Annotated in this window: 14 protein-coding genes and 2 pseudogenes; 15 read left to right on the forward strand and 1 reads right to left on the reverse strand. The window is 66.5% G+C overall.

All coding sequences use genetic code 11. The annotated features are described in order from the left end of the window. Positions 1–48: 48 nt before the first annotated feature. From RBH77_RS16380 to RBH77_RS16395, 4 genes are all read left to right on the forward strand, one after another. On the forward strand, positions 49–4,404 hold the full coding sequence (locus RBH77_RS16380) for a strawberry notch-like NTP hydrolase domain-containing protein (protein WP_311028651.1): 4,356 nt from the start codon (positions 49–51) through the stop codon (positions 4,402–4,404). Then, a complete protein-coding gene (locus RBH77_RS16385; RefSeq protein ID WP_311028652.1) occupies positions 4,404–5,465 on the forward strand; it encodes a DUF7146 domain-containing protein in 1,062 nt (353 codons plus the stop codon). The genes RBH77_RS16380 and RBH77_RS16385 overlap by 1 nt, the downstream gene beginning before the upstream one ends. A gap of 334 nt (positions 5,466–5,799) precedes the next feature. Next, positions 5,800–6,729 carry a DUF2493 domain-containing protein gene (locus tag RBH77_RS16390; RefSeq protein ID WP_311028653.1) on the forward strand — a complete coding sequence of 310 codons (930 nt, stop codon included), beginning with the start codon at positions 5,800–5,802 and terminating at the stop codon, positions 6,727–6,729. Positions 6,730–6,870: 141 nt separating this feature from the next. Continuing rightward, positions 6,871–7,311, forward strand: coding sequence for a hypothetical protein (locus RBH77_RS16395; RefSeq protein WP_311028654.1), 441 nt, complete (start codon positions 6,871–6,873; stop codon positions 7,309–7,311). A gap of 24 nt (positions 7,312–7,335) precedes the next feature. On the opposite strand, the gene RBH77_RS16400 is transcribed toward RBH77_RS16395, so the two are convergent. Beyond that, the gene (locus RBH77_RS16400) at positions 7,336–7,602 is read right to left on the reverse strand and encodes a hypothetical protein (RefSeq protein ID WP_311028655.1); all 267 of its coding nucleotides are present in this window, start codon (positions 7,600–7,602) and stop codon (positions 7,336–7,338) included. A 301-nt stretch (positions 7,603–7,903) separates the two neighbouring features. On the opposite strand from RBH77_RS16400, the gene RBH77_RS16405 reads away from it, so the two are divergent. The 11 genes and pseudogenes from RBH77_RS16405 to RBH77_RS16455 all read left to right on the forward strand — a co-directional run. Next, a complete protein-coding gene (locus tag RBH77_RS16405) occupies positions 7,904–8,227 on the forward strand; it encodes a DUF736 domain-containing protein (protein ID WP_311028656.1) in 324 nt (107 codons plus the stop codon). Positions 8,228–8,433: 206 nt separating this feature from the next. Beyond that, entirely contained in the window at positions 8,434–8,685 is a 252-nt protein-coding gene (locus RBH77_RS16410; RefSeq protein WP_311028657.1) for a helix-turn-helix domain-containing protein, read from the forward strand. Positions 8,686–8,805: 120 nt separating this feature from the next. Beyond that, entirely contained in the window at positions 8,806–9,063 is a 258-nt protein-coding gene (locus tag RBH77_RS16415) for a DNA -binding domain-containing protein (protein ID WP_311028658.1), read from the forward strand. 123 nt (positions 9,064–9,186) lie between these two features. Then, positions 9,187–9,411: a transcriptional regulator domain-containing protein gene (locus tag RBH77_RS16420; RefSeq protein WP_311028659.1), complete on the forward strand. Its 225-nt coding sequence runs from the start codon at positions 9,187–9,189 to the stop codon at positions 9,409–9,411. A 73-nt stretch (positions 9,412–9,484) separates the two neighbouring features. Further along, positions 9,485–9,958 (forward strand): DUF2285 domain-containing protein, encoded by a 474-nt coding sequence (locus RBH77_RS16425; RefSeq protein ID WP_311028660.1) that lies wholly within the window; start codon positions 9,485–9,487, stop codon positions 9,956–9,958. A gap of 137 nt (positions 9,959–10,095) precedes the next feature. Beyond that, on the forward strand, positions 10,096–10,371 hold the full coding sequence (locus tag RBH77_RS16430; protein WP_012047456.1) for a helix-turn-helix transcriptional regulator: 276 nt from the start codon (positions 10,096–10,098) through the stop codon (positions 10,369–10,371). A gap of 10 nt (positions 10,372–10,381) precedes the next feature. After that, the gene (locus RBH77_RS16435; protein WP_311028661.1) at positions 10,382–11,260 is read left to right on the forward strand and encodes a replication initiator protein A; all 879 of its coding nucleotides are present in this window, start codon (positions 10,382–10,384) and stop codon (positions 11,258–11,260) included. Between the two features lie 208 nt (positions 11,261–11,468). Next, positions 11,469–12,107 carry a ParA family partition ATPase gene (gene parA, locus RBH77_RS16440; protein WP_311028662.1) on the forward strand — a complete coding sequence of 213 codons (639 nt, stop codon included), beginning with the start codon at positions 11,469–11,471 and terminating at the stop codon, positions 12,105–12,107. Continuing rightward, positions 12,104–12,359: pseudogene (locus tag RBH77_RS16445) on the forward strand (ribbon-helix-helix protein). The gene parA and the pseudogene RBH77_RS16445 overlap by 4 nt, the downstream one beginning before the upstream one ends. Continuing rightward, positions 12,356–12,865: a DUF2840 domain-containing protein gene (locus tag RBH77_RS16450; RefSeq protein WP_311028663.1), complete on the forward strand. Its 510-nt coding sequence runs from the start codon at positions 12,356–12,358 to the stop codon at positions 12,863–12,865. Before RBH77_RS16445 ends, RBH77_RS16450 begins: the two are co-directional and overlap by 4 nt. Then, a pseudogene (locus RBH77_RS16455) lies at positions 12,862–13,404 on the forward strand (S26 family signal peptidase); the annotation flags it as partial. The gene RBH77_RS16450 and the pseudogene RBH77_RS16455, both read left to right, overlap by 4 nt. Positions 13,405–13,420: the final 16 nt, after the last annotated feature.

Raw genomic sequence — 13,420 nt, forward strand, 5'->3', positions numbered from 1 at the left:
GAGAGCGCCGGCCGGCTCGCCCGTTCCGCTCTCCCGAGGTTCCCCGACATGACCCCATGCACCGCCCTCGCGGTCGCGCCTGCGGTCGCGGCGTCGCAGCTTGCGTCTCCCTCCGATATCGCTCTCTGCATCGTCGCAGCCGCGCACCATCTCCTTCCGCATCTCGAACAAGGCCGTCAGGTCGACGCGGCAACTCTTCGCGCCGCAATGGAGGGCGCCTTCGGCGCCTCCGATGCGTCCGGCGTCTGGGACTGGAAAACGGCCTACGACGCCTGCGAGGCCGCGACCGTTCTGTTTCTCCGCAAATACGGAAAGGCGCTTCTGCGCAAGGCCCGTTCTCCGGCCCTGGCTCTTCCCATGCTGGAGAAGATCGTCGGCCTCCTGCCGACCCACACCCGCCGCTCGACCGAAAGCGAGGCCCTCCAGCAGTTCTCGACGCCTATCCCGCTCGGCCTCGCGGTCGCGACGGCTGCGGCGATCACGCCAGCCGACCGCGTGCTCGAGCCTTCTGCCGGCACCGGCCTGCTCGCCATCCTCGCGGAGATCGCGGGCGGGTCGCCCGTCGTCAACGAACTGGCGGAGACCCGCGCCGGCGTGCTCTCCCTGCTATTTCCGACGATCACCACGACCCGGCACGACGCCGCGCAGATTCACGATCACCTCGACGCCGCCATCGTGCCGAGCGTCGTCATCATGAACCCGCCGTTCTCGGCGATGGCCAACGTGCAGGGCCGCATGGCCGACGCCGCGCTCCGCCATATCGGCTCGGCCCTGGCGCGGCTCGCCGATGGCGGTCGCCTGGTCGCGATCACCGGCGCCAACTTCGCGCCCGACGCTCCGACCTGGCGCGACGCGTATGTCCGGCTACAGGAGCGCGGCAACGTCGTCTTCTCAGCCGCCATCGACGGCCGCGTCTATGCCAAGCATGGCACGACGTTTTCGACGCGGCTGACCGTCATCGACAAGCGCCCCGCCGACGATCCCACCGTTTTCCCGGCCGCGCCCGGGGTCGCGCCGGACGTCGCCACGCTGCTGGCCTGGATCGCGGAGCACGTTCCGGCACGGCTGCCGGTCGATGCCTCCCTGACTGTGCCCACTGTCACCACGCCGCGCACCGTTCGCGGCTACCTCGCACGCTCCGCACGAGCCGCATCACAGTCCACGAGCGCGGCCGAGCCCGCCGGCATCGAGCTCACCTATCAGACGGTCGACTGGACGCCGCCCCAAGGCGCGCGCCTCTCCGATTCGATCTACGAGGATTATGCGCTCCAGAGCATCCGGATTCCCGGCGCTCAGGATCACCCGACGCAGCTCGTCCAGTCGGCGGCGATGGCCTCGGTCGCGCCGCCCAAGCCGACCTACCGGCCTCATCTGCCCGCGAACATCCTCAGCCTGCTCTCCGGCGCCCAACTCGAGACCGTCATCTATGCCGGCGAGGCGCATTCCGACTATCTCGCCGGCGCCTGGACGGTGGACGAAACCCTCGACGTCGTGACCGCCGCCGCCGAGGACGCGAAGGGCGCGGTCCGCTTCCGCCGCGGCTGCATGATTGGCGACGGCACCGGCGTCGGCAAAGGGCGCGAGTCGGCCGGCATCATCCTCGACAACTGGATGCAGAACCGCCGCAAGGCGGTGTGGGTCTCCAAATCCGACAAGCTCATTGAAGACGCGCAGCGCGACTGGTCCGCGCTCGGCGTGGAGCGCCTGCTCATCACGCCGCTCTCGCGATTCCCGCAGGGCAAGCCAGTCACACTGCGGGAAGGCGTCCTATTCACCACCTATGCTACGCTACGCTCCGATGACCGCGGCGAACGCCTTTCCCGCGTGCGGCAGATCGTTGAATGGTTGGGCTCCGACTTCGACGGAGTGATCATTTTCGACGAAGCGCACGCCATGCAGAACGCGGTCGGAGCCAAAGGTGAACGCGGCGATCAGGAGGCCTCGCAGCAGGGCCGCGCAGGCCTGCGCCTCCAGCACGCGCTGCCGGACGCCCGCATTGTCTATGTCTCCGCCACCGGCGCGACGACCGTGCACAATCTCGCCTATGCGCAGCGCCTCGGCCTCTGGGGTGGCGAAGACTTCCCGTTCTCGACCCGGGCCGAATTCGTGGAGGCGATCGAAGCCGGCGGGGTCGCCGCCATGGAAGTGCTCGCCCGCGACCTGCGGGCGCTCGGCCTCTACACCTCGCGCTCACTGAGCTTCGCCGGCGTCGAATACGAGCTGGTCGAGCATGAGCTGACGCCCGAGCAGACCCGCGTCTATGACGCCTACGCGGACGCCTTCGCGATCATTCACAACAACCTCGATGCCGCCATGCAGGCCGCCAACATCACCGGCGGAAGCGAAGGCGGATCGGGAACGCTCAACCGCCAGGCCAAGTCAGCCGCGCGCAGTGCATTCGAGTCTGCGAAGCAGCGCTTCTTCGGGCACCTGCTCACAAGCATGAAGACGCCGACCCTGATCCGCTCGATCGAGCGCGATCTCGAAGACGGCCATGCCGCCGTCATCCAGATCGTCTCGACGGGCGAAGCGCTGATGGAGCGCCGCCTCGCCGAGCTGCCGACCGAGGAATGGAACGACGTTCGCGTCGACATCACGCCGCGGGAATACGTCCTCGATTATCTCGCCCATTCCTTCCCGGTGCAGCTCTACGAACCATTCGCCGACAGCGAGGGCAAGCTGTCGTCGCGTCCGGTCTATCGCGACGGACAGCCGGTCGAGAGCCGGGAGGCTGTGCAGCGACGGGATGCGCTGATCGCCAAGCTCGCGAGCCTGCCCCCCGTTCCCGGCGCGCTCGACCAGCTCGTGCAGCACTTCGGCACAGACATCGTCGCCGAAGTGACCGGCCGGTCGCGCCGCATCGTCCGCAAGTCCATCGGCGTCGCAAAGAGCGACCGCCTTGTCGTCGAGACCCGAGCGGCCTCGTCCAACCTCGCCGAGGCGCAGGCGTTTATGGACGACCACAAGCGCATCCTGGTGTTCAGTGACGCCGGTGGCACCGGCCGCAGTTATCATGCCGAGCTCACGGCGAAGAACACGCGCCTTCGCGTGCATTATCTTCTCGAGCCGGGCTGGAAGGCGGATACGGCCATCCAGGGACTCGGCCGCACCCATCGCACCAACCAGCAGCAGCCCCCGCTGTTCAGGCCGGTCGCGACCAACGTCAAGGCCGAGAAGCGCTTCCTCAGCACGATAGCACGCCGGCTCGATACGCTTGGCGCGATCACGCGCGGCCAGCGCCAGACCGGCGGCCAAGGTCTCTTCCGGCCGGAGGACAATCTGGAGTCCCACTATGCGCGCGACGCCTTGCGCCAGCTCTACATGCTGCTCGTTCGCGGCAAGATCGAAGGCTGCTCGCTTCAACGCTTCGAAGCGGCGACCGGCCTGAAGCTCATGGATGCGAACGGTATCAAGGATGACCTGCCGCCGATCACCACCTTCCTCAACCGCATGCTCGCGCTGACCATCGATCTCCAAGGCGTCCTATTCACCGCCTTCGAGCAACTGTTGAACGCCCGCATCGAGGGCGCCATCGCCGCCGGCACCTACGACGTCGGCCTGGAGACGCTACGCGCCGAAAGTTTCGTCGTCACCAACCGTGAGACGATCTACATGCATCCGGGCACCGGCGCGGAGACGCGCCTCCTGACCATCCAGCAGCGCCAGCGCAATCGTCCCGTCACGCTGGACGAAGCGTTGAGCCGGCTGCGCGAGCGCGGATCGCGGCTTCTTGTCAATGAGCGCTCCGGGAGTGCGGCTGTGCAGATCCGCGCACCGTCGGTCATGCTCGACGACGGCGAGGTCGAATACCGTGTGCGCCTGATCCGTCCGATGGAGGCACTGAATGTCCCCATCCGCATGATGGCGGAAAGCCATTGGCAGGAGGCGGACAAGGCGACCTTCGCCGCGGCCTGGACCACGGAACTGAACGAGGTGCCGGCGTTCGCCGACTCGACCATCCACATGGTCGCAGGTTTGTTGCTTCCGATTTGGAAGCGGCTACCGAACGAGTCGACACGCGTCTATCGGCTGCAAACCGACGACGGCGAGCGCATCATCGGGCGCAGGGTCTCGCCGGCGTGGGCAGCGACCGCCACGGCGACCGGCCTGCCTTCGCTGACGCCGGACGACGCCTTCGCCGCCCTTATCGAGGGCAAGACCGTCATCGATCTCGCCGAGGGGCTCCAGCTTCGTCGCGTTCGGGTGATGGGTGGTCATCGCATCGAGTTGTCGGGCTTCACCGACACCATGCGCGAACGGCTCACGGCCTACGGCCTCTTCCACGAGATCATTTCGTGGAAGCTGCGCATGTTCGTGCCCACCGACGCCAGCGGTCCCGCGATCCTCGCCAAGGTGATGGATCGCTATCCGGTCGCGCGCGTCGGCGAGCGGGAGGACGCGTGATGTCCCCGCTCGATGCTTCGGAACTCGCACACCGTCTCGCGCGCAACGCCGAGGCGGTGTGCCGCCACTATCTCTCCAACGGCCGTCGCGAAGGTCGCTATTGGATGGTGGGCGATGTGCGCAACACGCCTGGGCGCTCGATGTTCGTGCGCCTAGCCGGCCCCGAGAGCGGCAAGGGTGCGTCGGGCAAATGGACCGACGCCGCCACCGGCGAGCATGGCGACCTTCTCGACGTCATCCGCGAATCCTGCGGCCTCGTCGATTTCGCCGATGTGGCGAAGGAGGCACGCTCCTTCCTCAGCTTGCCCCAACCGGAGCCGCAGCCCGACGTGCGCCGCGGCAGAATCCAGCCAGCTCCGACTGGGTCTCCGAAAGCAGCACGGCGCTTGTTCGCCATGTCGCAACCGATCCGCGGCACGCTGGTCGAGGCATATCTCCGCCGACGCGGCATTACGTCTTTGCACGGCACCGGATCGCTCCGCTTCCACCCGCGCTGCTACTATCGGCCGGACGAGCATTCCGCGACCGAGACCTGGCCCGCCATGATCGCCGCTGTTACCGACATGGAAGGCCGCGTCACCGGCGCGCACCGGACCTGGCTCGATCCCGACGGCTTCGATCCCGTTCGATTCGGCAAGGCACCGATCGATACACCGCGCCGCGCGATGGGCGATCTCCTCGGACACGCCGTCCGCTTTGGCGTGGCAGGCGAAGTCATGGCGGCGGGCGAAGGCATCGAGACCATGCTGTCGCTCAGGATGGCGCTGCACGACATGCCGATGGTCGCCGCTCTGTCGGCCGCCCATCTCTCGGCCATCGTGTTCGCAGACACGCTGCACCGGCTTTATATCGCGCGCGACGACGACCCGGCCGGCGACGGTGCGATGGCGACGCTGATCGAGCGCGCGTCCCACGACGGCATCGAGGCGATTGTGCTGTCGCCGAGGCTGGGCGACTTCAACGAGGATCTCCGCATGCTCGGCCCCGACGTATTGCGCGCGAACCTTCGGGCGCAGGTCGCGTCGCGGGATGCCGCCCGCTTCATGGCCGAGGCCGCATAGAGCACGAGACCGTAAAACGCACGGCCGGGAGGAAGGCGGGGTCCGCAATCTCGACGGCGGCCGATGCTCCGAAGTGCCGGAGAGAGCCGCGCCCTCGGCCTTCAAGAGGGCGATCGGGACGGCAAACGGCCCGGCCCGGCAACCTCGTGGGCCGACTATTTTCCGTCGGCGGCGGAGCCGCCTTTACATCGCGAAGCAAAATAGTCGGCCCCCTTCGGCCCTCCGCTGCGCTTCGGCCCTGCGCTTCGCTCCGGGTGCAGAGCCGGTCCGCCCGCCGTCTTCCGCCGCCATGAAGGCCGCGAGGGTCGCGGCAGATCCAGTCACGGAGCATCCCATGACCACCAACGACGATTTCGAACCGCACCACACGTCCTCTCCGACCGACCACGTTCTCGCCGAGCTTCAGCTCTACGGCTTCCGCCCCTTCCAGGACGAACCCGACCCGCGACCGCTTCCCGAAGGCAACCTCGTCGCCGGAGCCATCGCCGACATTTTCGACGCTCTCGTCGCCACGCTCAGCGACACCCGCCTCGAGCCCGATCTCGAGGACGTGCTCTGGTCGACCACGAACGTTTTCCATCGCGCCGCCGACCGCATCGCCCGCGAGCTTGACGACAACGAACAGGCGCAGCGCCGCAGCCAGCGCGAACAGGACGGCACCGAGGTCAAGTCCGTCGAGCTAGAACGACTCATCGCCGAGGGGCGGACGCTCATCGAGCGGCGCGACGCCTTCGAGCTCATGCGCGACCAGGCCTGCGAGCATTTCGAGCGTCAGACAGGCTCGCCGTGGCGGCCGCGCAACGGCTCACTCGTCAACCATCGCGCGATGACCGCGGCCATGATCGACAGCCGTGACTTTCTCGCTGCGAAGAAGCGCTCCGAAACCGAGGTCATGCTGCCTCCCGGCCCGAAGGTCGCGGTCAGCGGCGGTCTCGACTTCAACGATCATCGGCTGATCTGGGCCAAGCTCGACCAGGTGCACGCCAAGCACCCGGACATGGTGCTCATGCATGGCGGCTCGCCCAAGGGCGCCGAGCGCATCGCTGCGCGCTGGGCCGACCACCGCAACGTACCGCAGATCTCCTTCAAGCCCGACTGGACGAAACATGCCAAGGCCGCACCGTTCAAGCGCAACGACGCGATGCTGAACGTGCTGCCGCTGGGGATCATGATCTTCCCCGGCACTGGCATCCAGGACAACTTGGCAGACAAAGCCCGCAAGCTCGGAGTTCCCGTCTGGCGCTACGGCGATAAACCGATGTGATCGCCGTCAACACCACCGGAATCAGAGCGCCGCGGCGATTTCAACTCGCCGCGGCCTTCCAATTTTTGCTATTCTCCATCCGCGCCGTGGTGGTGGTGGAAGGCGCGACCGTCAGACGCTTCTCTCACGGAGGCCACCATCATGATCGTCGTCAGTATCCTCGCCAGCATCGCCGCCATCGGCGTCCTCTGCTGCCTCTTGTTCTACCTTGCCGTCTATGCACTGCCGCTGTTCGCAGGCGTGACGGCTGGGGTGTGGGCATGCGGCACCGGCGCAGGTTGGTTCGGTGGTATCGCCGTCGGATTCGTCGCCGGCCTCGCAACACTCCTCGTCGGCCACCTCCTGCTCACGGTGGTCAAGCCTCTCTGGCTCCGCTTGATAATCGCGGCGATGTTCGTCGCACCCGCGGCTATCGCCGGCTATCACGCGACACATGGCATCTTGAAGCACACTATGCCGTCGGAGACTTGGGTGGTCGCCTTCTCGATGGTCGGGGCCGTCGTCGTGGGCATCACCGCCTTCGCCCGCCTCGCAACGCTGGCCTCGCCCGGTCAATCCGGCCAGGGCGTGGTTGGCGCCTGAGGCCGGTGCTGCCCGGATGGCAGGCTAGACCAAGCCCGCCTGCGATTCCTCCTCATCGAACAGGTTGGCGAGTTGGTGTGCGCCAGAACGTCGGAGCGCGCTGAGCCACTGGTCGCAGGCATCGTCGGAACGCTTGGCCCAGGCCGCGCAACGAACATCGAACCCGCGAAAGCGGCGGTCGGATCGCTCACCCTCGCTGCACATCATCTGGATCCGCCATGTGCGGGATCCTGCTTGCTTCGACACGGTGAAGCAGCGGCTACCGTTGCCGTCGAATTTCTCCAGCTGCACGAGGGGATCGCCAGATCTCCTTGATCCTTCTCTGTCTGATCGACCGCTCCAAGCGGCCTCTTTGATGGACTGATCTGGCCGGAGGCCGGCTTCGCCTCGATCGCCTATGCCGCAATGGCGCCGATCGACTTTCTTCCCCTGGCCTACGCCCATTCCTCGCGAAACAAGAAAGTCTCGCGGGCTGCCATCCTCCGCTGTGCTCCGGCCTGCAAGCAGGTGCGGCGTCGATCGCCTCCGGCCAACCGATCACCATCGAGGCCGCAATGGCGCGGGCTCGAAACAGAGATCAAGGAGAACTACCATGGCGACCATCGGTACCTTCAAGAAGTCCGGCAACGAGTTCGTCGGCCAGATCGTCACCCTCAGCGTTCAGGCCAAGAACGTCCGCATCGTCCCCGAGACCAACCGCTCGGGCGAGAACGCCCCCAGCCACCGCGTCTTCGCGGGCCGCGTCGAGATCGGCGCCGCCTGGGCCAAGCGCTCCAACGACGGCCGCGACTATCTGGGCCTCAAGCTCGACGACCCGTCGTTCACGGCTCCCATCTATGCCAACCTCTTCGACGACGAGGAAGGCGAAGGCTACAGCCTGATCTGGTCCCGCCCGAACCGCCGCAACGGCGAGTAAGGCGATCCCAAGACCCCGCCCGGGCTCCCCGGGCGGGGTCCACCCCCCTTCAGATAGGCGACCCGCCAGAGCGACCGATTCAGTTCGCCATGATTCGGCCAACTCCCCGTCTTTGGCGTCCATTTTCGCTCGCTTAACCTATCCAGAGCGACTATTTTAGTCGTAGTTCTGGCGCGCTCGGTCGACCCAATGGGAGGTGATCATGCATGATCACCGCCCGACAATCACGGGCCGCGCGCGCGTTGCTGGGATGGACACAGGAGACGCTCGCAGACAAGGCCCTGGTATCGCTGACGGCGCTCAAACGACTCGAATCGGGTCATCGCGCCGTCTTCGAGTCGACGGAAGACCAGGTTCGTCGCACGCTTGAGGCCAATGGCATCGTCTTCCTGTCGTCTGACCAGGGCGAGGGAGTGATGCTTGTCCGCGCGAAGGTGGGGGCCAACGGCAGGAAATGACGCCGCACGCGAGTGCAGCGGGCGGAGGAACGGGCACGGTGTTCCTCTTGCGCCGGCCACAAGTGTGCGTAGGGTTAACGATCCGTTGCACTCAGCACATCCCGACCGTCGGGGCTCGAATTGAAACAAGAGGCATTCCTAGACGAGCCGCCGCAAAGCACGCTGCTGACGAGCTATGACCGCGCTCACATGAAGCTCTATTTGCGGCTGCTCGATGCGGAAACCGACGGCGCCGACTGGCGCGAAGCGGTCGCGCTGCTGTTCGGCATCGACGCCGGCAAGGAGCCCGAGCGCGCCAATCTCATACACCGCAGCCACCTGGCCCGCGCCCGTTGGATGCGTGAGCACGGATACCGCCAGCTCGCGAGCGAGGCCTGACATCCACACGTGATGCTATCCTAGCATCACGCCTTGCATGCTCGGCGCTTCCCGCCATCCACTCAACCCGCGATCGTATTCCTCCTTCGCACGCGCCCGACCAAGGGTCGGGGGAGGAAACCTATGGGCCCTGATACATCGCGTTGGCGTACCTCCGAGATCTACGATTATCTCGATCATCTCTACGCGCCGGACCTGGCCTGGGAGTGGCTGAGGCGCAACCCGAAATACCAACGAGATTTTGCAGAAAGCGAGGGATCCTCCGCTGCCGCCCAGCGCTTCGGCGCGCTGGTCCAGCCGCGTTGGGGGTTGCTCTTTCGCGATCGACCCGTCGCTCGCCGCCACTAACACCACTGTCTTCTGGACCCCAGACGTTGATCCGGGCACCGTCATCCTCAAAGCAGTTCCTACAGCGCCTCCTATGGAGAGCGCTGTCCCGCCTGATCTCGACGCAAATACCGCCCGCGCTGGCGCAGACGGACTGAGCATCGTTCATGGCCGCGGCGCGAGCGCCGTTCGACTCTTCTTCACAACCGATGCCTCGCCAGCGAACCCGGTTGTCGCACTCGTCCCGCTCGGCGCCGATGGCCTCGATCGCATCGATGCGGTCATCCGCCTCTGGCGCGCAGTTAACCGCCGTCAGGTGCCGATCGACGCCCGACTGACCAAGCAGCAGCGTCGGCGGCTTCGGCGCATGTTTCAGGCGGTGGATGGACACACAGAAGGCGCGAGCTACCGCGAGATCGCCGAAGCCATCTTCGGGGCTGCCCGCATCGCCGATGCGTCTTGGAAGACCTCCGCCCTTCGCGACGTGACGATCGATCTCGTAAAGGATGGCCTCGCGCTGATCGCGGGTGGCTATCGTGCGCTCCTGCGTCGGCGACGCCGTCAGTAACCTCGCCTCCCTATTCTGAAGGGGTGCGATTTTAGCACCCGAATCTTCGCCATCCCCCCGCGCAGCTTTCCTCCGCCACCGTGGCCTTCGCTCGCCGGTACTCGCCGGCAACCTGAATGAATGCCCGGAGGTGCGACATGACGAATCTCGCCGGCTTGCCGCCGCGCTTCTTGCGAACGCCGGAAGCCGCCGACTTCCTCGGCCTGTCCAGCCGGACACTGGAGAAGCATCGCACCTACGGGACCGGGCCGGCCTATCGGAAGCTCGGCGGGCGCGTCGTCTATGCGCTCGACGACCTCAAGGCCTGGGCCGACCGCGGCGCGGTCACCTCGACATCCGACCCGCGCGGCTCCGTGCTGCCGGCCAAGCGCCACGACTCGGCCTCGGCGCAGGCCGGTCGCAGCCGTCGTTGAGAGGCGCGGCATGTCCTGGGCGCGACGCCATAGCGAACCCGAGCAGCTCGATCTTTTCCGGGCGCTGCCCGGCGATCTCGCGCCGCGCGACGCGCAGGAACTCATGGCCTATCCGTTCTTCTCGCTCGCCAAGTCGAAGCGGCTGGCGCCGATCGACTTCAAGGCCGGCACTATCGTCATCCGGGTCGAGGCGGTCCCGGAGCACGGCATGGCGACGATCTGGGACGCCGACGTGCTGATCTGGGCAGCCTCACAGATCGTCGAGGCGCGCGACCTCGGCCTGCGGCCGTCGCGCCTCATGGCAGCCACGCCATACGAAATTCTCTCCTTCATCGGCCGCGGGGTGAGCGCGCGCGACTACGACCGTCTAAAGGCCGCGCTCGACCGCCTGCAATCGACCACCGTCGCGACCTCGATCCGCCAGCCGACCGAGCGGCGGATGCACCGCTTCTCCTGGATCAACGAGTGGAAGGAGCGTGCGGACGCGCACGGCCGTCCGCTCGGCCTCGAGCTGATCGTACCGGACTGGTTCTTTGCCGCTGTCCTTGATGACGCGTTGGTGCTGACGATCGACCGCGCGTACTTCCGCCTGACTGGCGGGTTGGAGCGCTGGCTGTACCGCCTGGTGCGCAAGCACGGCGGCCGCCAGCATTACGGCTGGAGCTTCGACGTCGCCTATCTCCATGCGAAGTCCGGCAGCCTCTCACCGCTCAAACACTTCGCCTACGACCTGCGCAACATCGTTCGCCGGCAGACGCTGCCTGGCTACCGGCTGACGATCCAGCAGCCGCCGGATGCTCCGGAACGTCTCTCCTTCGCTCCCGTCGATGCCGCTGCACTCGCTCCGCCAGAGCAACGCAGGAGCTCTCGCGCTGGGAATAAGCTGTGAATCGCCTCGTGCTATCAGGGACCCGGCCTATCGTGCCATCGGGGACCCGATCCTCGTGCTATCGGGGACCGGAATCGTCGAATCTGGGCGCCGATTCAAGGCATTGCGCGCAGCGTAACTCTTCTAACCAAGATTCCTTCGGAATCTTTCTAACGGCAATCCCGCACTCCACACCTGTGCATGAGTGCCGCCGCCGGCGAGCCGCGCCATGATCGTCGCCCTGCTCAACCAAAAAGGCGGCGTCGGCAAGACCACGCTCGCGCTCCATCTCGCCGGTGAGTGGGCGAGACGCGGCCAACGCGTGACGCTCATTGACGCCGACCCGCAAGGCTCGGCGCGCGACTGGTCGCAGCAGCGCGCACGCGAAAGCCTTCCACGCCTGTTCGGCGTCCTCGGCCTGGCGCGCGATACGCTCCACCGTGAAGCGCCCGAGCTGGCGCGCAATGTTCATCACATCGTCATCGATGGACCTCCGCGCGTCGCCGGGTTGATGCGCTCGGCGCTTCTGGCAGCCGACGTCATCCCGATTCCAGTGCAGCCATCGCCGTTCGACGGCTGGGGCTCTGCCGAAATGCTCGCGCTGCTGAACGAAGCGCGCGTCTATCGCTCGCACCTTGTCGCCCGCTTCGTTCTCAACCGATGTGCCATGCGCACCATCATCGCGCGGGAAACGGCGCTGACGCTCGCCGATCACGATCCGCCATTGCTCGCTTCCAAGATCGGACAGCGTGTCGCCTTTGCCGACGCCGCGCAGTCCGGCCGGCCCGTCTGGGAAGCACACGCGGCAAGTCAGGCAGCGCGGGAGATCACCGCCCTTGGGGCCGAGATCGGGAGGCTGGCGCGATGACGCAACGCTCCTCGAAACGCGCCTTCATCGCGCGGCCTGCCGACCCCGAACGCATGATCAAAGCGCCGGAACCACGCGCCAAAGGCAACGGCGACGACGCTACGTTCACCGCGCGGCTGACGATCGACATCACACCGGAGCTGCGCGGCCGCATCAAGGTCGTCGCCTTTCCAGCGCGGGCAGACCGTCGCGGACATGCTGCGCGACCTGCTGGCCCGCGAATTCCCTCCAGCCGAAGGAGACCTGCCATGAGCAGTGCCCCCCATCTGCGCCTCGTGCCGCCGCCGGTTCCCGTCGACGGCCTGACGCGCGTCGAACTGACGTGGATCGAGAAGAAGGTCGAATACTGGATTCGCTTCGGCAAGGAGAAGGAGGAGCAGATCCTCGACAGGCGCCGCCGGACGCTCAGCTTCGCATCGAACAGCATCTTCGCCCTCGTGCGCTGGGCGTCGAACGACCATGGAACCGCCATCTCGCGCATCGACATCGTGCGCGCGATCACGCCCGGAGAGCATTTTCAGACGCTCCCGTTCGTGCGGCCAGGCGGGGACATCCTCCTCAAGATGGAGGGGTGGCCGAAGGTCGAGCGCGTTCTCCAGATCATCGATGCCATCGAGTCCCTCAGCATCGATCCGGCCGAGGTGTCGCCGCATCACTGGCGACATGTCCACAATCGTCTGACCGCAGGCCATGAGCCGCGCAGCTACACCGCCGAACAGCATCGGGCGATCCTTCTGCGCCGGAGTGTCGAACCGTGACGCGCTGCGGCTATGTCATGACGACGTACTTCGCCGTGATGGCGGTTGGCGTTCCTTCTTTCCTTCCGGTCGCGCCGAAGCTCATCTGGAATGCATCGGCCAGCGTGCCGCTCGGCCTCTATTCCATCGAGCCGGCGAAGCATCTCGAAGTCACAGACCTCCTCGCCGTCAATACACCTGAACCGCTCGCCTCCTTCATGGCCGAGCGCCGCTATCTGCCGCGGGGCGTGCCGCTGATGAAGCGCGTCGCCGGCCTTCCAGGCCAGCGCGTCTGTCGTGACGGCGCACACATTACGGTTGACGGCATCGACATGGGCGAGGCGCTGGCGCGCGACCACGCGGGCCGCGAGCTACCGGCCTGGCAGGGCTGTCGCCGACTCGCCGATGGCGAAGTCTTCCTCATGAACTGGGCGGCTCCCGACAGCATGGACGGCCGCTACTTCGGTCCACTCACCACCGGCTCGATCATCGGCCGCGCGGTCCCGCTCTGGACCGACGAGGACGGCGACGGCCGGTTCGAATGGCGCGCCGCAACGCGGTGGCGGCGCACCGGAC

It is taken from the genome of Mesorhizobium koreense (assembly GCF_031656215.1).
GTDB lineage: Bacteria > Pseudomonadota > Alphaproteobacteria > Rhizobiales > Rhizobiaceae > Mesorhizobium_L > Mesorhizobium_L koreense.

Coding starts and splice junctions, on each gene's coding strand:
- RBH77_RS16380 (WP_311028651.1), top strand. CDS start 49: ATGACCCCATGCACCGCCCTCGCGGTCGCGCCTGCGGTCGCGGCGTCG.
- RBH77_RS16385 (WP_311028652.1), top strand. CDS start 4,404: ATGTCCCCGCTCGATGCTTCGGAACTCGCACACCGTCTCGCGCGCAAC.
- RBH77_RS16390 (WP_311028653.1), top strand. CDS start 5,800: ATGACCACCAACGACGATTTCGAACCGCACCACACGTCCTCTCCGACC.
- RBH77_RS16395 (WP_311028654.1), top strand. CDS start 6,871: ATGATCGTCGTCAGTATCCTCGCCAGCATCGCCGCCATCGGCGTCCTC.
- RBH77_RS16405 (WP_311028656.1), top strand. CDS start 7,904: ATGGCGACCATCGGTACCTTCAAGAAGTCCGGCAACGAGTTCGTCGGC.
- RBH77_RS16410 (WP_311028657.1), top strand. CDS start 8,434: ATGATCACCGCCCGACAATCACGGGCCGCGCGCGCGTTGCTGGGATGG.
- RBH77_RS16420 (WP_311028659.1), top strand. CDS start 9,187: ATGGGCCCTGATACATCGCGTTGGCGTACCTCCGAGATCTACGATTAT.
- RBH77_RS16425 (WP_311028660.1), top strand. CDS start 9,485: ATGGAGAGCGCTGTCCCGCCTGATCTCGACGCAAATACCGCCCGCGCT.
- RBH77_RS16430 (WP_012047456.1), top strand. CDS start 10,096: ATGACGAATCTCGCCGGCTTGCCGCCGCGCTTCTTGCGAACGCCGGAA.
- RBH77_RS16435 (WP_311028661.1), top strand. CDS start 10,382: ATGTCCTGGGCGCGACGCCATAGCGAACCCGAGCAGCTCGATCTTTTC.
- parA (WP_311028662.1), top strand. CDS start 11,469: ATGATCGTCGCCCTGCTCAACCAAAAAGGCGGCGTCGGCAAGACCACG.
- RBH77_RS16450 (WP_311028663.1), top strand. CDS start 12,356: ATGAGCAGTGCCCCCCATCTGCGCCTCGTGCCGCCGCCGGTTCCCGTC.